The organism is Desulfuromonas acetoxidans DSM 684 (assembly GCF_000167355.1).
In the GTDB taxonomy this organism is placed as follows: Bacteria; Desulfobacterota; Desulfuromonadia; order Desulfuromonadales; family Desulfuromonadaceae; genus Desulfuromonas; species Desulfuromonas acetoxidans.
The window spans coordinates 109,073-130,072 of sequence record NZ_AAEW02000010.1 but is presented as its reverse complement, the minus strand read 5'-3'; the positions used below and the strand labels follow the sequence as shown (position 1 = coordinate 130,072).

The following is a 21,000-nucleotide window of genomic DNA, read 5'->3' as shown; positions in this document are numbered from 1 at the left end:
ATATCATAGAGTTTTCAATCATTTATACACACTAATATTACGACAAAAGGGTATAGCATAAGCTATAGCTGTTTTTGGTCATTTGCGCCGCATATGTATAGGTAGAAAGAATTTTAAAAATGTAAACAAGAGGTGCGGTCTATAGAAAAAGCTATGGGGTTTTGTCCAATATCCTCCTATTGACAAGGAGGTAAGGGCCGTGCAATCTGTACTTAAGAGAACGTTCTTTCTCTTAAGAATCAGGTGGTTAGCACTTTCTAAATAAAAAGATTATCATGCGCTCTTGCGCAAATCATTCCCGCGCATCAATCAGGAAGTGAGGTCGCAGTGAACCCATACCAAGTATGAATGTCCAGTAAGCTCCGTGTGAGCTTAACTGGTACAGGCTACACCAAAGACCGCTCCCCTATCAGGGCACTGGCAACACAGTGCGGCAGTGACTTTTCTTACGGCTTTTTTTTGCTAAAAACAATCAGCCTTACCATGGCAATAATCCTCGGCGTAACGCTGTGCGCTACAAGACTTTGGGCTGCTCCAAAGATTGAATACGCCGGTCCTTTCATCGACAAACCACCTGTCATTATCGGTGGTATGCAAGACTTCCCCCCTTATGAGTTTCTCGATAAAAACGGCACCCCATCCGGCTTCAATGTGGAGCTGACCAGAGCAATCGCCCGCGTCATGGAAATGAACGTCGAGATTCAACTGGGCAATTGGAATGTGATGCGACAAGCTTTGGTCCATGGAGACATTGATGCTCTGCAGGGTCTGAATTTTTCGGCAGAACGCACGAAAGAAGTCGACTTCTCTCCACCCCATTCGGTAGTCCAATATTCCATCTGGTCCCGCTCAGGAACACCGAAAATCTCCCAATTATCCGAGATACAGGAAAAAACAGTGGTTGTTCTCAAGGGCTCCATCAGCGATGAACTGTTACAGTCTGCAGGAATCAACAATCTTATTCGCGCTGATTCTTATGGTGAAGCCTTGCGCTTAGTTGCGTCGGAAAAATATGACTATCTGGCTGCCGCCAAGCTCCCCATTCAAGCTCTGTCTTCCACCATGCGGCTGGTGAATATTGTTCCTATGATGAATATTGACTCTCTGCCTTATAGCTATGCCGTCAAACGAGGCAACCTGGCCTTGATGGGAAAATTCAGCGAAGGGCTGGCGATCCTCAAGAAGACAGGAGAATATCAGAAAATCCACCACCGCTGGCTGGGTGTACTTGAGCCTCAGGCTCTGCCGATTATGGAGATCATCAAGTACGCCACTCCGGTTGTTGGTACCTTGCTTTTAATCATCTTTGTCATCGTTCTATGGTCACGCATGTTAAAGAAACAGGTAGCCCAGCGTACTGCCGCCCTCGCTCATGAAATCTCCGAACGAGAACGGGCTATGAAAGAACTGCAACACCATCAAAAACAACTGATTCAAGCCGACAAAATGGCATCTCTCGGGATTCTCGTCGCCGGAGTCGCTCACGAAATCAACAATCCCATCGGAGGCATACTTCTGGGCCTCCCCACGTTGCATAAGGCCCACGAAATGGCCAGCTCCTGCCTGGAAGAACGCTATCGCGAATCCGGCGACTTTACTATCGGGGGGTTGAGATATTCCATCATGCGCGAAGAAGTGCCTCTGCTTTTTGACGAAATGGTTCAAGGAGCAAAACGAATTAAACACATCGTTGAAGATTTAAAAGACTTTTCGCGCACCATTGACCCAACCTGCACCACCCCATTAGACCTCAATACCATTGTCAAAACATCGGTACGTCTGGCCGAACACACGATCAAAAAAACAACCGACAGTTTTGTTGAGAACTATACAGAGTCCTTACCCAAGATTTACGGCTGCTCCCAACGACTGGAACAGATTGTGATCAATCTGATTCTCAATGCCTGTCAGGCCCTGGAACATCGCGGTCAGTCGATTACCTTAAGAACCTATCACATCAACAATGAAGTACGCCTGGAAGTCAAAGATCAAGGGGTGGGAATTCCCAAAGAGCATTTCCCCCATTTGACTGATCCCTTCTTCACGACCAAGCGAGAAGTCGGTGGCACTGGGCTCGGGCTGTCTATTTCTGCAGGAATCGTAAAAGAACACGGCGGCCAACTCAAGTTCAATTCAACTCCAGGAAAGGGAACCAAGGTCACCTTGGCTTTACCTGTTGCAAAGGAGAACGCAGCATGATGACAGAAGAAAAATATCCTGAATTCGGTGTATTGCTGGTTGATGACGAAAAACTGTGGCTGCGGGGCCTGAGCATGGCGTTAGCCTGTTCTGCCGGTATTAACAACATCCATCAATGTGACGACAGCCGCCAGGTGATGAACTATCTGGCAACACACAACATTCGCGTGGTGTTACTTGACCTGACCATGCCCCACATCTCTGGAGAAGAACTGCTTAAACAGATTACACAAGAACACCCCGAAGTTGCCGTTATTGTGATCAGTGGCATGAACCAGCTAGAAACAGCTGTTAATTGCATGAAGCTGGGAGCTTTTGACTATTTCGTTAAAACAAACGAACAAGAACGTCTTCTCAAGGGGATCCATCGCGCGATCCGCATGATTGAACTGCAAAACGAAAATCATCAGATGAAGGATCGTTTTTTAAATGACAAACTGGACTCTCATGATGCTTTTGCTGACATTATCACCCAAGATAAGGGTGTCAGAAAAATTTTCCAGTATATGGAATCCGTTGCCCGCAGTTCTCAACCCGTGCTGATTACCGGAGAAAGCGGCGTCGGCAAAGAACTGTTTTCCCGCGCTGTTCATACCCTCAGTGGACGCAGTGGACCGATCATTGCTGTCAATGTTGCCGGTTTGGACGACAATGTGTTTGCCGATACCCTCTTCGGCCACGTCAAAGGAGCGTTTACCGGAGCGGAGGTTGAACGACCCGGGATGATCGAGCAAGCGGCAAACGGCACCCTGTTTCTCGATGAGATCGGCGACATGAGCATTCCATCGCAGGTCAAACTGTTACGGCTATTACAAGAAGGGGAGTACTTTCCCCTGGGAAGAGATCAACCCAAATGGATCAACGCCAGAATTGTCGTTGCAACCCATCAGAGTCTCGAAGAAAAAATGAAAGCCGGAACCTTCCGCAAAGACCTTTATTACCGGCTCTGCACACACCACATACACATACCAGCCCTGCGCGAAAGGAAAGAAGACCTGCCGCTGTTACTGGACCACTTTATGACCTTAGCCGCAGAGTCGCTGGAAAAAAAGAAGCCAACGCCGCCCAAGGAACTGGTCACTCTCCTGTCATCGTATCACTTTCCCGGCAATGTCCGCGAACTTAGGGCGATGGTCTATGATGCGATCAGTGTCCATAAATCAAAAATATTATCGATGGAAACCTTCTGTAAGGCGATCGGTAAAAAGCCACCCGCACTGGATGCCCCCCCCTCCAGAGACGGTGATGAGAAATTATTCGCCTCCAGCGAAAACCTGCCCACGTTGACCGAGGCCACTGAAGCCCTGATCGACGAGGCGATAGAACGCGCTCAAGGCAATCAAACCATTGCCGCCCGGATGTTGGGAATCACCCAACCTTCGTTGAGCAACAGGCTGAAGCGATCGCGAAAAAAAATTCAAGAATAACATCAACTTCCTCCGAAGTTTCCTCCGGCCCCCACTGACAAAGTGGGGGCTTTTTTTATTGGCCGCTCCCCCCCCCAACACAAACACCATAGAATATGAAATAGTTCCCTGAAAAACTATAAACCCGTAACCTGCTGTATTAAAACAGACTTTTCCCCTCATCCCCATATATCCATAGTTTTCCCTATAGCCTTTCGCTTCGTAAAACCTCAAACACAAATCGCATTAGTCCTTAGTTTTCAATAGCTTAGCTAAAAATATCACGGTTGGCACTTCCATTGCTCTTACCTATGACAACGGCAATGCGAATAAACAATCCTTTAGTGAGGAGAATGTACACATGGAAACATTGTATGACGTAGCAATTATTGGTGCAGGGCCCGCAGGCCTGGCGGCTGGTCTTTATGCTGCACGGGCAAAACTGAAAACGGTCATCTTTGAAAAAAACAAGCCCGGTGGCCAGATTGCCATTACCCATGAAGTGGCAAACTATCCCGCCTCAGACGCTGGTTCAACCGGTCCCGGTCTGATTGAAAAGCTGGTCGCCCAATCCGATGGTTTTGGAGCTGAACGTAAGAAAGAAAACATCGTCAGCGTCGACTTCAGCGGCCCGGTAAAAGTGATCAACAGTGCCTCAGGAACATACCGTGCCAAAGCAGTCATCATCGCCAACGGTGCTCAACCACGAAAAATCGGTTGTCCGGGCGAAGCTCGATTGACCGGAAAAGGCGTTTCTTACTGCGCCACATGCGATGCAGATTTCTTTACCGGTTTTGAGGTGTTTGTCATCGGTGGCGGTGAATCAGCCATTGAAGAAGCCATGTATCTCACCAAGTTCGCTCGCAAAGTCACCCTGGTCCACCGGCGTGACGCATTCCGCGCAGCGCAATCCATCGTTGATAAAGCACGCAACATCGACAATCTCGAATTCCTGCTCGACACAACGGTTGAAGAGATTAAAGGCGACGGCATCGTCGAGTCCGTTGTGTTTAAGAACAAGGTGACCGGTGAGCTGAGCGAGCACTTCGCCGACGAAGACGATGGCACTTTCGGCATCTTTGTCTTTATCGGCTTTTTACCTACCAGTGACATGTACAAGGGCATCGTCGATATGGACGAGTCCGGTTACATCATCACCAACGACAATATGCAAACCAACATTCCCGGTGTTTTTGCCGCCGGCGACATCCGCGTTAAATCACTGCGTCAAATGGTCACAGCAACGGCTGATGGTTCCATTGCTGCAGTGCAGGCGGACAAGTATATCGAGAATGTTTTTGAAGAACTGATGCCCGAAATTGATCAGCAATATGCCACTGCATAAAGGAGCTTATGACCCATGTTAGTTGTCGACAAAGATACGTTTCAGCAAGAAGTTTTGGACGCCGATGGTTTTGTTCTTGTGGATTACTTCGGTGACGGCTGCGAGCCCTGTAAAGCTCTGCTCCCCGACATTGAAGCGCTTGAAGAGCAATACGGCGAACAGGTCAAATTCACCAAATTGAACACCTCGAAGGCTCGTCGCCTCGCGATTGGCCAACGGGTTCTCGGTCTCCCCACCGTCGTCCTCTACAAAAACGGGGAGAAAATGGAAGAGGTCGTCAAGGACGACGCGACCAAGGCGAGTATCGCCGCAATGATTGTAAAAAATATCTAAAAGAAAGGAACGTGCCTGATGAACATGTTTGACGGCAAAAAGGTCATCATCATCGGTGACCGAGACGGTATCCCCGCCCCTGCGGTGGTCGAATGTCTCAAAAACACAGGCGCAGACGTAGTCTTTTCCTCCACGGAATGCTTCGTCTGAACGGCTGCTGGAGCCATGGACCTGGAAAACCAGAATCGCGTGAAATCCATGACCGAGGAGTTTGGTGGTGAAAACATCATCGTTCTCGTCGGCGCGGCTGAAGCGGAGTCCGCAGGACTCGCTGCTGAGACCGTATCTAATGGAGATCCGACATTCGCAGGTTCATTGGCAGGGGTCCCGTTGGGACTCAAAGTCTACCACGTAGTTGAGCCGGAATTTAAAGCTGCTGTCCCTGAAGAGGTTTACAGCGATCAGATCGAGATGATGGAGATGGTGCTTGATGTCGATAGCATCGTCGAAGAGATGACTGAGATCAGAACTCAGTACTGCAAGTATCTCTAGAACTCGATAAAGCCGGAACAACAAAGGGTGGGCTGAACCATTGGCCCACCCTTTGTTTAACCGGTTGGAGAATTCTGAAGAGCGATACCTTGGTGGTCGCGCTCACGAAGCAAGAATTGAATCTACAACCAAATTACGAACCTAGAGGTGAGTTTTATGGACAATGCAGTATTGAAACATGCCAGCTATGTACTTGTTCACACCCCGGATATGATCCTCCACAACGGGACAACCCAGACGTCGGAAAAACAGATCAATCCGGATTCCGAATATCTCAAAAACATCTCAGCTTCGATCCGTAGCTACGAAGAAGTTGTCAGCTATGCACCAAACCAAGCCTACATCGGGAACATCACGCCCGACGATCTCAGGGCCATCGAAACGCCCTGGTACGCCAATGGTATCGCCAACGCCACCCGAGCCGGCAAGTACGGTGAAATTTTACCGCAAGACGAATTTATCGCTCTGCTCAAAATTGCCGATGGCTTCGACCTCGTTCAACTGAGCAAAGACTTTGTTGCCGCCGTCACTGAGAAGATTTCTCAACATCCCCTGCTTACCGGTGACGTCGAGAAACTTGGTGCAGGTGTCGAGCTGAAGAATATCGAACACGCCATCACTGCAGAACACGCGGAAGCGATCTATCACCAGGGTCAACTGGTTGGCTGTGTAAAAAAAGCACATGACATCGACCTGAACCTGTCCGCCCACGTGATCTACGAGAACCTGGTGGTTAAAGCATCCGGCGCGCTGGCCCTGAGTCACTTGATGGAGAACTCCGGTATTGAAAAGGACACCATTGAGTACGTCATCGAATGTTCAGAAGAAGCCTGCGGCGACATGAACCAGCGTGGTGGCGGTAACTTCGCGAAATCAATCGCTGAGATGTGCGGCGCGGTCAATGCGACCGGGTCCGATACCCGTGGTTTCTGTGCTGCTCCTTTGCATGCCCTGGTTGAAGCAGCAGCTTTGGTCAAAAGTGGGATCTACAGTAATGTCGCTGTCGTCGCAGGTGGCGCCACCGCCAAACTCGGAATGAACGGCAAGGATCACGTCAAAAAAGGGATCCCCGTCCTTGAAGATGTTCTGGGTGGCTTCGCCGTTCTGATCAGCGCCAACGATGGTGTCAGCCCTGTTCTGCGCACCGACCTGGTCGGTCGTCACACCGTCGGCACCGGTTCTTCCCCCCAGGCGGTCATTACTGCACTGGTCACGGCTCCCCTCGACAAAGCTGGTTTGAAAATCACCGACATCGACAAGTACTCCGTTGAAATGCAGAACCCCGATGTCACCAAGCCGGCTGGCGCAGGTGATGTGCCCGAGGCGAATTACAAGATGATTGCCGCCCTCGCTGTCAAGCGCCAGGAGCTGGAGCGCACCGAGCTGTTAGGTTTCGTTCAAAAAAACGGTATGCCCGGCTGGGCACCGACTCAGGGTCATATTCCCTCAGGCGTTCCCTACCTTGGATTTGCCCGTGAGGATCTGACCACCGGTGAGCTGAACCGCACCATGATCATCGGTAAAGGCAGCCTGTTCCTGGGCCGCATGACCAACCTTTTTGATGGTGTCTCTATCATCGTCGAAAGAAACAGCGGCCAGGTTGCCTCCGACCAACAGGCCGTTTCCCAAGATGAAATCAAGAACTTGATTGCCGAAACCATGAAAGATTTTGCCTCCCATCTACTGAGCGAATAAGGGGGTGGATCATGAGTGAAAATACAGCAATAAAACAACTGATCGGCAAAACGTTTCTTAACCTCGCCGAAGCCATCGAATCAGGACAGTTTGGCGCCAAAGTCAAGGTGGGACTCACAACTTTAGGCAGCGAACATGGTGTCGATAACCTGGTTCGGGGTGCCGAACTTGCCGCACGCGATGCGGCAAACTTTGAAGTGGTTCTCATCGGCCCTCAGACAGACACGGATCTACAGGTGGTCGAGGTCGATTCGGAGGAAGCGGCTCACGCCAAAATGGATGAGCTACTCGATTCCGGCTACCTGCAAGCGTGCGTCACCATGCATTACAACTTCCCCATCGGTGTTTCCACCGTAGGCCGGGTGGTCACGCCCGGTACGGGCAAGGAGATGCTGCTGGCAACCACCACCGGTACCACCTCGGCACATCGCGCCAAGGCGATGGTTAAAAATGCCCTCAACGGCATCATTGCCGCCAAGGCAATCGGCATCAAAGAACCCAGCGTCGGCATTCTGAATGTCGATGGGGCTCGCCAGGTCGAGCGTGCATTGAAAGAGCTCGACAGCAACGGTTATCCAGTGCGTTTTTCGGAATCCATGCGTTCCGACGGCGGTGCGGTGATGCGGGGCAACGACCTGCTCACCGGAACCGTGGACGTCATGGTGACCGATTCGTTGACCGGAAACATCCTGATGAAAACGTTCTCGTCATACACCACAGGGGGCAGCTATGAGGCCCTCGGCAGTGGTTACGGTCCCGGCATCGGCGAAGGGTATCAGCGCAACATTCTGATCCTGTCGAGAGCCTCAGGGATTCCCGTGGTCGCTAATGCCATCCGCTATGGGGCCAGCCTGGCTCTTGGCGGTCTGGCCGAGATCTGCAAACAGGAATTTTCCCAAGCAAAAGCGGCAAAGCTTGATGCCATTTTGGACAGCTTGGACAAAGACAGTAAGAAGAACAGTGAACCGGTAACAGAGGTCGCGGCTCCCCCCAAAGAGATCGTCACCAGCTCGATTTCGGGCATTGACATCATGGACCTTGATGATGCGGTGCAGGTTCTTTGGAGTGCCGGGATATACGGCGAAAGTGGCATGGGATGCACCGGACCTATCGTTCTCGTCAACGACCAGAAGGTGGAACAGGCCAAAGCGATTCTGCAGGAAAAAGGACTGATGGGCGCTTAGAACATACGCCCCACTGAATCGTTTTTCGTCAGACCAAAACTATGAGAGGAGCCCGAAAAGTGAAACTAGAAATTGGTAATTTCCATGTAAAGGATGTGTGCTTCGGCACAGAGACATCGTTTTCCAACGGTACTTTGATCATCGATAAGCAAGCGGCTATCGATTACATCAAAGAAGATGAGCATATCACCACGTGCGATATCGAGATCGCCAAACCAGGTGAGAGCATTCGCATTGTTCCGGTCAAAGAAGCCATTGAGCCTCGCTGCCGTGTCAATGCAGACCACCCCCTATTCCCCGGCGTCACCGGCGAAGTCCACCCTGTCGGCGAAGGCCGCACCCATGCTCTGAAAGGCTGCAGCGTGCTGGCAGTTGGCGAGCACTGGGGCAGCTTCGGCGATGGCCTCATCGACATGTCCGGCGAAGGCGCCAAATACAGCCTGTTCTCCGGCTTGATCAATATCTGCCTGGTTGCCGACACCGATGAGGAATTTGAGCGCCATGAGCAACAAAAGAAAAACCGGGCATTACGTTGGGGAGCGCACCGTTTGGCCGAGTATCTCGGCAACGCGGTCAAAGAGCTGCAACCGGACGACATTGAAGAATACGAACTGGATGCCATCACCAAACGTAGCGCCGAAGTCAACGCTCTGCCCTCCGTGGTTTATGTGTTGCAGGGTCAATCCCAGATGGAAGAAGACGGCTACAACGATCTGGTCTACGGCTGGGATATGAACAACTACCTGCCGACCCTGATGCATCCCAACGAGATCATTGACGGTGCGTTGATCTCCGGTTCGTTTATGCCCTGCTCATCCAAATGGTCAACCTATGATTTCCAGAACAACCCGACCATCAAAGAGCTCTACAAAGAGCACGGCAAAAGCGTCAACTTCCTCGGCGTCATCATGTCCAACCTCAACGTTTCCCTGGAGCAAAAAGAGCGTTCTGCCCTGTACGTCGCCCAGATCGCCAAATCTCTGGGTGCTGATGGCGCGATCCTGGCGGAAGAAGGCTATGGCAACCCCGATGCCGACTTCATCGCCTGCTTTGTCGCTCTGGAAGATGCCGGAGTCAAAACCGTCGGTGTCACCAACGAGTGTACCGGTCGCGACGGCCAGAGCCAGCCGCTGGTCGCTCTGGACGAAAAAGCCAACGCCATTGTTTCCTGCGGCAACGTCTCCCAGCTGATCCGTCTGCCCGCCATGGAGCGTGTCATCGGCGAACTGGAAGCGTTGTCCAGAGATGGCCTCTCCGGTGGTTGGAGTGGCGATGAGATCCTCGGTTCTTCCGTAAAAGAGGACGGCTCCATCATCATGGAAAACAACGCCATGTTCTGCGGTGATCAAGTCTCTGGCTGGTCTCCAAAAACCATGACGGAATTTTAAATAACTCCCCCTTTTTCACCCCATGGAGGAAAAGCTATGAAAAAAGCAGTTCTGTACATTAACCAGTTTTTTGCTGGTGTCGGTGGCGAAACAGAAGCCGATTTCGAACCGGAAATCCGTGAAGGTCTTGTCGGTCCCGCTCTGGAACTCGACAAGCAGCTCAAAAATGCCGAAGTTACTCACACCGTCATCTGTGGTGATAACTTTATCGGTTCCAATCAGGAAGAAGCGGTAAAACGCATTCTCGAAGGCTTGGAAGGGATCGAGTTCGATATCTTCTTCGCCGGTCCGGCATTTCAGGCCGGTCGTTACGGCAGTGCCTGCGGTTTCATCTGCCGCGCTGTCAAAGAGAAATTCGGTGTTGAAACCGTCAGTTCCATGCATGTGGAGAACCCCGGTGTACTGATGTTCAAAAAAGAACTCTACATCGCTGAGGGTGGCCACATTGCGGCCAAGATGCGTAAAGACATTAAAAAAATGGCCAATATCGGCGACAAGCTGCTCGCTGGTGAAACCATGCTGCGTGCCGCAGCTGAAGAGTTTTTCCCTCGCGGAATTCGTCATCAGTTCTGGCCTGAAGAAGCTCGCCCAGCCGCCATTCGCGCAGTTGAAATGTTGCAAAAGAAGCTCAGTGGCGAAAACTACCAGACCGAACTGCCCATTCCTAAATCGGACCGGGTTGAAATTGCCAAGCCGGTTACTGATCTGTCCAAAGCACGCATTGCCCTGATGAACACGGGCGGCATTGTGCCCGTCGATAACCCGGACAAGATTCAATCTGCTTCGGCAACCCGCTGGGGTAAGTATGATATCAGCGGTATGGATCGCCTGGAGTCCGGCGTGTTTAAAACCATCCATGCCGGTTTTGACCCGGCGGCGGCCGATGCCGATCCCAACGTCATCATGCCGGTCGATGTAATGCGCGCTTTTGAAAAAGAGGGCAAGATCGGCGAACTCTACAAAGACTTCTACTCAACCGTTGGAACAGGAACGACCGAAGCCGAGGCACGCCGCATGGCTCAGGAAATTGTTGTCCACATGAAGGAGGCCCAGGTCGATGCTGTCCTGATGGTCTCCACTTGAGGTACCTGTACTCGTTGCGGTGCAACGATGGTCAAAGAAGTAGAAAAAGCAGGTTTCCCGGTTGTTATCCTATGTAACCTGATCCCGGTCGCCAAGTCCGTTGGCGCCAACAAAATCGTTCCGACAATCTCTATCCCCTATCCTCTCGGTGATCCTGCGACTTCGCAGGAAGAGCAGTTAAAACTGCGCCGTCACCGGGTTGAGGTAGCTCTGGACGCTCTGGCGCAAGACATCGAAGAGCAAACTGTTTTTAAAGTCAAAATCTAAAAACAGCAGTCAACCGTCAAAGATGCCCGATTCGGTGGTGTACCAATGCCACTGGATCGGGCATCTGCCCAAAGAGCTTCACGTTCCATGCACCACCATAAAATAACCCTTCCGGCATCTGAACGCCGGGAAGTCAGGAGTTTAAGATGGCTGATGGAAAAAAAGATAATACAGTATTTTATGCTTCCGTAGGAATTGTCGTAGTGATTCTTGCGTGGGGTATCGCAGCACAGGAACATTTTTCAGCATTCGGCAATAACCTGCTCGCCTTTTTAACAAACAACTTCGGCTGGGCCTATCTGGCCTCCATGTTTATTTTCGTGGTCTTTGCCATGATGCTGGCCTTCAGTAAATACGGCTCGATCAAATTGGGAGCCGATGACTCAAAACCGGAATTCAGCACCTCTTCCTGGTTTGCCATGCTCTTTGGCGCCGGCATGGGAATCGGCCTGGTATTCTGGGGAGTTGCCGAGCCAATTTCCCACCTGGCTGCCCCGCCGGGACTGAAGCCCGGCTCTCCCGAAGCAGCAGCGTTTGCCATGAGAGCATCGTTTAAACACTGGGGCTTCCACCCTTGGGCCAACTACAGCATTATCGGTCTGGCACTGGCCTATTTTCAGTTTAGAAAAGGTGCACCTGGCCTGATCAGCAGTCTTTTCCTGCCGTTAATTGGTGAAAAGGGAGTTCGTGGTCCTATCGGTAAAACTGTCGATACTTTGGCTGTTTTCGCAACAGTGGCCGGAGTCGCCACCTCGCTGGGTCTGGGCACGCTACAGATTAACAGTGGATTTAATTCACTGTTCAAAATCCCTGAAAACAACACGGTTGCCCTGATCATTATTGCGGTCGTTACCGTTATTTTCATCTGGACTGCTGTCAGTGGTGTAAACAAAGGGATTAAAGTCCTTGGTGATATCAACCTGTTTTTAGCTGCAACCTTTATCATCCTGGCCTTTTTGGTCGGTCCGAAGGTTAAGATTCTTAACGCGTTGTTTTCGGGATTTGGCGGCTATATCAGCACTTTCATTCAAGGCAGTTTTAATATCAAAGCCTATGGCGACAATTCCTGGGTCAACGGTTGGACCGTTTTTTATTGGGCATGGTGGATCGCCTGGGCTCCCTTTGTCGGTTCATTTATCGCACGCATTTCCAAAGGACGCACCATCCGGGAGTTCATTATCGGTGTGACGGTCGCTCCAGCGATGGCATCATTTCTGTGGTTTGCCGTATTCGGAACTCTTGGCCTGAATTTGATGGACTCACTGGGACTGGAGCAACTGGCCAGACTGGCCGGCGCTCCTGAATCTGCCCTGTTTGTTGTCATGGCAAAGTATCCGCTGGGCTGGATACTGTCGATGGTCGCCATCGTTTTGCTCTGCACCTTTTTCATTACTTCGGCTAACTCTGCCACGTTTGTTCTGGGTATGTTTACCAGTGGTGGAGACCTGAACCCCTCAAACCAAAAGAAAATTTTCTGGGGACTGGTTCAATCTGCGCTGGCAGCCGTACTATTGCTTGCCGGAGGGTTAAAACCGCTGCAGACAATTTCGGTGGCTGCCGCATTCCCTTTTATACTCATCATGCTCGCAGCCTGTGTGTCACTGTTGAAAGCACTCAAAGAAGAGAAACTTCCTGTTGATGAGAGGGTTAGAGAACTACACGTTCCTTCCCCTAAAAAGGTGACTGAACCCTAAGAAAAGCGGCTTCAAGCCCTCAAGGGTTCAATGCTATCGTAATCAGAAAAAGCGCCATCACGACCTGTCGTGGAGGCGCTTTTTTTGTCTCTGCGACACAGCTATTCTCCATTGAAACCATACCAAGCGGTCGACGCCAGGAAAACGCCATAGAAAACACTATGATCTATAGCGTGTCCTATAACGCGCTAACATACTGTTTTCATGGAACTATGCCTCCATCACATCTTCTTTGTCATAGCGCAGGCTATACCCTTTACCTCCCGATCCATCACTACGTCAAATATCATTTCTCCTATTATTATCAATACTTATACCTGTGAAATGGCATTGGCACCCCCCTTGCTATCTTTAATCTTCAACAAGCAGCCATGATCTCAAGGACATTCAGACGATCAGTGGCGTGAAAAAAACGTAAGAAAGCAACGCATGAGGGAGTAGCTAGTAACCTGGTGGCGCTCACGGCCTTCAAAGCCGATGGGGGGTGCATCCCATCCCCGGTGGGTTCGATTCCCATCTACTCCCGCCAATATCAGTGGAAAGAAATCGCGTATTGAGAGAAATGGCGGTGGTTACAACCACACCAACCGAGCAAAGGGATGACCATGATCAAAAGAGATTACACGCGTCATATCCTGTTTATGTTCATCCCTCAACGGAACATACAACCGCCACAGAGCCAAGAGGCTAGAAACGGACTCTGCCCATGAACGCATCCAAAGATCGTCACGCCATCATCGGGACTGCCGGCCATGTAGATCATGGGAAAACCGCGTTGATTCATGCTCTCACCGGTTCAGAGACAGACCGTCTTCAGGAAGAAAAAAAACGAGGGATCTCCATCACCCTCGGCTTTGCCCCTTTTACCTTACCCAACGGCCAAGTCGCCGGTGTCGTAGATGTTCCCGGCCATGAACGTTTTATCAGCAACATGTTGGCTGGCATTGGCGGTATCGACCTGGTGTTGCTGGTTATCGACGTCATGGAAGGGATGATGCCGCAGACCCATGAACATCTTGAGATACTCGAATTGTTACAAATTCGCCGCGGCATTATCGTTTTGAACAAGTGTGATCTGGCTGAGGAAGATTGGATCGAGCTTGTCGAGGAAGAGATTCGCGAAAAAGTCAGAGGCACATTTTTACACAAGTCTCCCATTCGCCGCGTCTCCTCTGTCAGCGGATCAGGAATTGACGCACTGCGCCACACCATTCAGAAAACCATTGAAGAGTTACCTGCAAAAAACTGCGACGGCCTGTTGCGCCTGCCGGTAGATCGTCACTTTACCGTCGATGGATTCGGCACTGTGATTACCGGCACCTTACTTTCAGGTGAGATTCACGCTGGAGACAGTGTCGATGCTCTTCCTGCCGGCGACACTATCCGTGTCCGTGAAGTTCAGGTGCATGGCCAAAGAGTTGACAAAGCGTTTGCGGGACAACGCGTTGCCCTCAACCTTGCGGGTCTTGACCGATCCAAGCTGGAGCGCGGTTCGGTGATCTGTTCACCAGGCGTCTTTGAGCAGACGCAACGTATCGATGTACGCCTGTCATTGCTGGAAAGCGCCTCGCGGCCCCTTAAATTTCGTGCCCCGGTACATGTCTACCTGGGGACAGCACGGGTCGTTGGCCTGGTCGCCCTGCTTGATCGCGATGAACTTAAGCCCGGAGAGAGCGTCGTCGCCCAGATTCATCTGGAGCGTCCCCTGGTGGCCCACCGCGAAGACCGTTTCATCATCCGCTCCTATTCCCCGATGACCACAATAGGTGGAGGCAAAGTACTTGATGCCAAGCCTGTCAAACACCGTCGTTTTCGCGAAGAAATCATTGAAGCTTTGGCCGAGCTTGAATCGGGAGAAAAAGCGTTTCTGTTTCAAAAAGTTACCTCTTTGGGCCCCATGAAGCAAAAAGAGCTTGAAACAGTCTCAGGCCTTGGCAGGGAACGCGTAACGGAGCTACTGGAGACATTACAGCAGGAAAAAAAGGTGACATTGCTCGGCAATCAATGGCTGTCGTACGAAACGGAACGCTCCTGGCAGATCCGTCTAGCCAAAGAAGTCTACAACTATCATCAGAACAATCCATTGTTGCCGGGGATTCCACGAGCAACGCTCAAAAGTGTTCTCCCTGCCAAGCTTGCGCTCAAGGGCTTTGACCAATTACTCAATACCCTTTCAGAAACGGCAAAACTCGAACAGATCGGAGAATGGATTAAGAATGCCGGATTCTCGCCTACACCCACTGAAAATCAGCGTCAGAAAATTCAGCAGATCGTCGAGATATACATCAGTGCAGGAACCCAAACCCCAATTTGGTCCGAAGTGCTCGACAACCTGAACTTCCCCATAACTGAGGCAGAAGAATATCTGGCTTACCTTTTGGGAACCGGCGTTCTCGTACGTCTCAACGAAGAAACGATCTTTCATCAAGAGATTTACCAAAAAAGTCTGCTGGCGCTGCAACAACACTTTGCAGACCACAGCGCCCTGACACTCGCCGAATTTCGCGACATTCTCGGCAGCGCCAGAAAGCAAACAAAAGCCCTGCTCGACCATTTTGACGAACGGCAATACACCATCCGCCGTGGTGACGAACGCGTTGCCTGGAAATTACCGGAAAACCGATTTTGTGCCTGACCATCGTGATGCAGATAACTTTTAGCATCAGGGTATTACCACTCTTGCTTAATAAGATCGAGGAGAATTGATCACATGAAAATCCTAGCTTTGAACTGCGGCAGTTCCTCCCTCAAGTATCAGCTTTACAACTGGGACAAGAAAACTGTCATCGCCAAAGGCGTTGTCGAAAGAGTCACCATAGGAGACTCCTTCATCGTCCACGAGGTTCCCGGACGGGAAAACTATCGTAAAAAATACGACTGCCCTACTCACGAAACGGCCATTCATCTGATAGTCAAGACCCTCACCCATGCGACCCATGGGGTGGTAACGGATATGAGTCAGATTTCCGCCGTTGGTCATCGCGTTGTTCATGGCGGTGAAAAATTCACGTGTTCGGTTCTTATCAACGACAAAGTCATCGAGGGGATCAAAGAGGTTCAACACCTGGCTCCATTGCACAACCCGGCGAATATTTCCGGAATTGAAGCCGCCCAGGTTATTTTACCGAATGCTCCTCATGTGGCGATTTTTGATACCGCATTTCACCAAAGTATGCCTGAAAAGGCCTATCTCTACCCGGTTCCATACGAGTGGTACGAAAAACACGGTGTCCGCCGCTATGGTTTTCATGGCACGAGCCATCTCTATGTCTCCAAACGGGCGGCCGTATTACTGGGCAAACCCCAAAAAGATTGCAATCTCATCACAATGCATATCGGCAACGGTGTTTCTCACTGCGCCATCCAAAGTGGTATTTCTGTCGATACCACCATGGGATTAACCCCGCTTGAAGGTGCCGTCATGGGCACCCGCTGTGGTGATATTGATCCAGCGATTCCCGCCTTCATTATGGAGCAGGAAGGCCACAGCGCCAAATCCATCGACAGTATCCTCAACAAAAAATCCGGATTACTCGGCATTACCGGCAAATACACAGATCGCCGTGATGTCATCGACTGGGCCGAGGCTGGCGACGAGCGATGTCAACTGGCCTTGGAGATCGAAAGCTATCGCCTGAAAAAACAGGTCGGTGCCTACCTTGCGGCACTTGGTCGGGTTGATGCCATCGTCTTCACCGCCGGCGTCGGCGAAAATGCCAGCCTGATTCGCCAAAAAGCCCTCGAAGGCCTCGAATCATTGGGAATTGAGCTGGACATCGAAAAGAACAAGAAAACGTTCACAAAAAGCGGTGAGACCCTCATCAGCACAGCCCAATCCAAGATCAAAGTCTTTGTCATCCCCACCGATGAAGAACTTGTTTTCACCGAGGATGTCGTTGGCATTCTCGAAGGAACCTATAGCGACCATTTGACCTTTCCGTACACGTTCTCCAGCAACGACACAGAAAGCGAGGAGGTCGTGCAAAGTCAACGTCTCACTGCATAAAGGAGCTTATGACCCATGTTAGTTGTCGACAAAGATACGTTTCAGCAAGAAGTTTTGGACGCCAATGGTTTTGTTCTTGTGGATTACTTCGGTGACGGCTGCGAGCCCTGTAAAGCTCTGCTCCCCGACATTGAAGCGCTTGAAGAGCAATACGGCGAACAGGTCAAATTCACCAAATTGAACACCTCGAAGGCTCGTCGCCTCGCGATTGGCCAACGGGTTCTCGGTCTCCCCACCGTCGTCCTCTACAAAAACGGGGAGAAAATGGAAGAGGTCGTCAAGGACGACGCGACCAAGGCGAGTATCGCCGCAATGATTGTAAAAAATATCTAAAAGAAAGGAACGTGCCTGATGAACATGTTTGACGGCAAGAAGGTCATCATCATCGGTGACCGAGACGGCATCCCCGCCCCTGCGGTGGTCGAATGTCTCAAAAACACAGGCGCAGACGTAGTCTTTTCCTCCACGGAATGCTTCGTCTGAACGGCTGCTGGAGCCATGGACCTGGAAAACCAGAATCGCGTGAAATCCATGACCGAAGAGTTTGGTGGTGAAAACATCATCGTTCTCGTCGGCGCGGCTGAAGCGGAGTCCGCAGGACTCGCTGCTGAGACCGTATCTAATGGAGATCCGACATTCGCAGGTTCATTGGCAGGGGTCCCGTTGGGACTCAAAGTCTACCACGTAGTTGAGCCGGAATTTAAAGCTGCTGTCCCTGAAGAGGTTTACAGCGATCAGATCGAGATGATGGAGATGGTGCTTGATGTCGATAGCATCGTCGAAGAGATGACTGAGATCAGAACTCAGTACTGCAAGTATCTCTAACAGGCTGTTGAAAAACAGCCTATGGAGGCAACGATGAACACTGAAAGAGACAAGTTCCTAACAGAAATACTGGGCGAATGCTGGCATGGCTCTACCATTGTCGGCTATCGAAACAACCCGAGCTCTACGCAAGCGCTGTGCAAATGTGGCCAAGGGTCATTGTGGAAATGTTGCTTTGACGATGACGATTATCAATTCAAACAGAACAATTTTTCCACCTGGGAGTGCTTTGGGAAATTACTCAACTTACTGTCACATCACGAAAGAAGAGATGAATTTTTCTCAACGTATGGAGCAATTATTCCGGATCATCAAAGACCGAAATACTACCTTGAGGATCGCTATATCGATCCTGATGCGTTGGCCAACATTGCTTATGAGTTTTTGAAATAACCCAGTACTCGCCACCCCAACGGGGTAACTCTCTCTCTTTCGGTGGTGAAAGAATTAACCGTCAAGCGGTGTATCCGTTGTGTGATCGTTCCAGTTCAGGATACACCGCAACGGAGTACCATCATGTTTGACAGAGCCCTGGAAAAGGAATGAATCAATGTCACAATACGTCCGCACCATCGCTCCGGCAACGTTGTTCCTCGCACTACTTTTCGCCACGCCACTGTTTGCTGCCAGCGATCATCAGCAAACGGTTCTCGACGAACTTAACGCGCTAAAACAGCGCATGGCACAACTGGAGCAAATGCTCCTTAACGAGACCACTTCCCCCATCTCTGAAGAGGAACGGTCCCTTCAACCCCAAGCTGAAGACACCGTCACGACCGCGACTGTGGTCGAAAATGTCGTCGAAGCAATCAGACGTCATGGCCCGGAATTCAATGGCGCATTGCGCTTCGGTTACTGCTTTAACGACTTCAACGACCAAAGCAAAGAGAAATGGGGCAACGCCGACTTCAACCTGTTTCGCCTTGGTGTCAAAGGGTCGTATGGCAAACTAAGCTATAATGCCCGCTATCGTTGGTACCGCGACTATAACTTTATTGAGTTCGGATACCTCGCTTATCAGGTCACCAACAAGACCGAAGCGCAGTTGGGCATCAGTATGGTGCCATTCGGCATCATGCCGGAAGCTGCCAACAATTTCTGGTATGGAATCCCCTACTTTACCGGCTATGGCACCGATTATGATCTGGGTTTGAAAATTCTGCATAAAAACGGCCCCTGGGACCTGCAGTTGGCTTTCTATAAAAATGAAGAGATGGGCAGTTCATCGAAACTCGAGCGCTACTCATACGATGTGCTCACCGTGTCGAGCAATGATTTGGCCGCCAATGAAGAAACCAACCAGTTTAATGCGCGCCTGACTTATACCTTCAATCATGGTGATCTTGGACAGACAGAACTGGGCATTTCCGGCCAGTACGGTGGCCTCTACAACACCATTACCGAAGATATGGGGGAGCACTGGGCTGGTGCCATCCACTTGAACGGTAACTATGGACCATGGGGACTGAAGCTTGAAGTGATTGAGTACGATAACAATCCTGAAAACCCTAAAGGCGTCGATGATGATATCGTTTATATCGGTGCGTTCAACGATGCCTACGAAGTGGCTGCTGAAGGCACGATCATCGTTGCCGATTTGAGCTACAGCATTCCGGTTGAATGGGGGCCGATCAATAATTTGAAGTTCTACAACGACTACAGCCGTTTGGTCAAAAAAGAGAGCGGCTTTGAAGATTCGCAGATAAACACCTTGGGCTGCATGGTCACCGCCGGTGACATCTACGCCTACTTCGACGTCATTATGGGTAATAACGCCATCTATATCGGGGGCAAAAACAATCCGTTTGCCGCAGGGGAAAAAGACGCTGACTGGCAGACCAAGTTCAACATCAACGTCGGTTACTATTTTTAATTCTGCTGACACGATGGACAAGGAAAGACAACTGTTCACACAATGACAAAAAAGAATCTATGCAGTTCAGGAACATTCAGGGCTGTATTTGAGTCTTCCGCCGTTGCCGGGTTAAATCTGGCCTTCGGCAGCAAGAATTCAAAAAGCCTGAAAACATCAAGTTTTCAGGCTTTTTAACTTTTCAATCCCCCCCCCGGATGCACCTTAGCGGGTCAAATCCGATTGGAGCAGCAGAAAGCTGGCCACGACAATGGCAGCACTCTGGCTGTTACGTCCCCAAGTGAAGAACCCTCCAACGCTTTGCGGAGTTGCCATCCAACGAAAAAACGTCGTCCTCACCGTGATCGAAATAAATCGTGACGCCGTTGTTTGGCGAACCAGGTTAACATCGGCAAATCCGATACATCCATTTTTCAAAATAGTTTTATTTGACTATGTCTTCTAAACGACATAAGGTGTAAAGAGAATAAAATGAACTCTCTTTCTCTGCTAATTGTCCGGTAGTACATAAAAAATTAACGATCAACCCCGTGGATTCACTTAACCCCCAGCTACGGAAACGACACAATTGAGAAACGTAATACATCAGAAGAGATCGATCCCCCCAGTGTAAGCCCCCCCCAACGCCTTCTGAATTATTTACGTACTCTCACAATCAGACAAATGGAGGACCGCTTGATGACAAAAAGAACATGGAGCATTATTCTCTTGGCTATTATGCTCTTCGCAGTGCCTTTTCTCGCCCAGGCGCAAGAATGTCCAACTGCTGCCCCGGAGAAGAAACATTGCAAATATGCGGAGATCAATGCAGCCCTCGGTCTAAGACCTCTCGGCGACCAAGCACTGTGGTGGCAAGACGGCAATAAAGAGTTTAAAAAGAATTGTATGAATTGCCATCATCGTGGCAATGATGTGGGTGCCAACTTTCTTTATGTCGAATCTAAAACACAACAAGGATGGGATAATGTTTTTATTCGACGTTATCCTGAATGTGCCAAAAACGGTTCCTGGGATTCTTTGACGAAAAAACAACTCCAGGATATCAACGATTTTCTATACCGTTACGCTTACGGAACCGGAGGCGTCTACGAATCGCGCTTTGGCTGATAGGCCATCATCTCTCCTGGTTCAGGGGAACACAGATAACATACAAACAAAAAGGAGATCGCCATCACGGATCTCCTTTTTGTTTGTCACTTCTACCAGCCGA

Annotated in this window: 17 protein-coding genes and 1 tRNA gene; all 18 read left to right on the top strand. The window is 50.3% G+C overall.

Annotated elements, in window-relative coordinates; genetic code table 11:
• The first annotated feature begins 483 nt into the window (after positions 1 to 483).
• The 18 genes from DACE_RS10050 to DACE_RS09950 all read left to right on the top strand — a co-directional run bounded on the left by DACE_RS10050 (position 484) and on the right by DACE_RS09950 (position 20,897).
• Positions 484 to 2,199 carry a transporter substrate-binding domain-containing protein gene (locus tag DACE_RS10050; protein ID WP_040366945.1) on the top strand — a complete coding sequence of 572 codons (1,716 nt, stop codon included), beginning with the start codon at positions 484 to 486 and terminating at the stop codon, positions 2,197 to 2,199.
• Complete coding sequence (locus DACE_RS10045; protein WP_040366942.1) at positions 2,199 to 3,626, top strand: sigma-54-dependent transcriptional regulator; 1,428 nt, start codon at positions 2,199 to 2,201, stop codon at positions 3,624 to 3,626. Before DACE_RS10050 ends, DACE_RS10045 begins: the two co-directional genes overlap by 1 nt.
• A gap of 340 nt (positions 3,627 to 3,966) precedes the next feature.
• Positions 3,967 to 4,950 (top strand): thioredoxin-disulfide reductase, encoded by a 984-nt coding sequence (gene trxB, locus DACE_RS10040; RefSeq protein WP_006000891.1) that lies wholly within the window; start codon positions 3,967 to 3,969, stop codon positions 4,948 to 4,950.
• A 15-nt stretch (positions 4,951 to 4,965) separates the two neighbouring features.
• Positions 4,966 to 5,283, top strand: coding sequence for a thioredoxin TrxA (gene trxA, locus DACE_RS10035; protein ID WP_006000888.1), 318 nt, complete (start codon positions 4,966 to 4,968; stop codon positions 5,281 to 5,283).
• Between the two features lie 18 nt (positions 5,284 to 5,301).
• Positions 5,302 to 5,775: a glycine/sarcosine/betaine reductase complex selenoprotein A gene (grdA, locus tag DACE_RS18710; RefSeq protein ID WP_081449992.1), complete on the top strand. Its 474-nt coding sequence runs from the start codon at positions 5,302 to 5,304 to the stop codon at positions 5,773 to 5,775.
• Between the two features lie 156 nt (positions 5,776 to 5,931).
• Positions 5,932 to 7,470: a glycine/sarcosine/betaine reductase complex component C subunit beta gene (gene grdC, locus DACE_RS10020; protein ID WP_006000885.1), complete on the top strand. Its 1,539-nt coding sequence runs from the start codon at positions 5,932 to 5,934 to the stop codon at positions 7,468 to 7,470.
• A gap of 11 nt (positions 7,471 to 7,481) precedes the next feature.
• Positions 7,482 to 8,654: a glycine/sarcosine/betaine reductase complex component C subunit alpha gene (gene grdD / locus DACE_RS10015; protein ID WP_006000883.1), complete on the top strand. Its 1,173-nt coding sequence runs from the start codon at positions 7,482 to 7,484 to the stop codon at positions 8,652 to 8,654.
• Between the two features lie 59 nt (positions 8,655 to 8,713).
• A complete protein-coding gene (locus DACE_RS10010) occupies positions 8,714 to 10,042 on the top strand; it encodes a glycine/sarcosine/betaine reductase component B subunit (protein ID WP_006000881.1) in 1,329 nt (442 codons plus the stop codon).
• Between the two features lie 36 nt (positions 10,043 to 10,078).
• On the top strand, positions 10,079 to 11,392 hold the full coding sequence (gene grdH, locus DACE_RS10005) for a betaine reductase selenoprotein B (RefSeq protein WP_081449993.1): 1,314 nt from the start codon (positions 10,079 to 10,081) through the stop codon (positions 11,390 to 11,392).
• Positions 11,393 to 11,538: 146 nt separating this feature from the next.
• On the top strand, positions 11,539 to 13,086 hold the full coding sequence (locus tag DACE_RS09995) for a glycine betaine uptake BCCT transporter (RefSeq protein ID WP_006000876.1): 1,548 nt from the start codon (positions 11,539 to 11,541) through the stop codon (positions 13,084 to 13,086).
• A 433-nt stretch (positions 13,087 to 13,519) separates the two neighbouring features.
• Positions 13,520 to 13,615: transfer RNA gene (locus DACE_RS09990), tRNA-Sec, on the top strand.
• A 177-nt stretch (positions 13,616 to 13,792) separates the two neighbouring features.
• Positions 13,793 to 15,721 (top strand): selenocysteine-specific translation elongation factor, encoded by a 1,929-nt coding sequence (gene selB, locus DACE_RS09985; RefSeq protein ID WP_006000875.1) that lies wholly within the window; start codon positions 13,793 to 13,795, stop codon positions 15,719 to 15,721.
• Between the two features lie 75 nt (positions 15,722 to 15,796).
• Positions 15,797 to 17,092, top strand: coding sequence for an acetate kinase (locus DACE_RS09980; RefSeq protein WP_006000874.1), 1,296 nt, complete (start codon positions 15,797 to 15,799; stop codon positions 17,090 to 17,092).
• Between the two features lie 15 nt (positions 17,093 to 17,107).
• Positions 17,108 to 17,425, top strand: coding sequence for a thioredoxin TrxA (gene trxA, locus DACE_RS09975; protein WP_006000873.1), 318 nt, complete (start codon positions 17,108 to 17,110; stop codon positions 17,423 to 17,425).
• Between the two features lie 18 nt (positions 17,426 to 17,443).
• On the top strand, positions 17,444 to 17,917 hold the full coding sequence (grdA, locus tag DACE_RS09965) for a glycine/sarcosine/betaine reductase complex selenoprotein A (protein ID WP_081449992.1): 474 nt from the start codon (positions 17,444 to 17,446) through the stop codon (positions 17,915 to 17,917).
• Positions 17,918 to 17,950: 33 nt separating this feature from the next.
• Positions 17,951 to 18,310, top strand: a complete 360-nt coding sequence (locus tag DACE_RS09960) for a hypothetical protein (RefSeq protein WP_040366885.1) — start codon at positions 17,951 to 17,953, stop codon at positions 18,308 to 18,310.
• A gap of 157 nt (positions 18,311 to 18,467) precedes the next feature.
• Positions 18,468 to 19,790, top strand: a complete 1,323-nt coding sequence (locus DACE_RS09955) for a hypothetical protein (protein WP_006000864.1) — start codon at positions 18,468 to 18,470, stop codon at positions 19,788 to 19,790.
• Between the two features lie 678 nt (positions 19,791 to 20,468).
• On the top strand, positions 20,469 to 20,897 hold the full coding sequence (locus DACE_RS09950) for a hypothetical protein (RefSeq protein ID WP_040366879.1): 429 nt from the start codon (positions 20,469 to 20,471) through the stop codon (positions 20,895 to 20,897).
• The last annotated feature ends 103 nt before the right edge of the window (positions 20,898 to 21,000 follow it).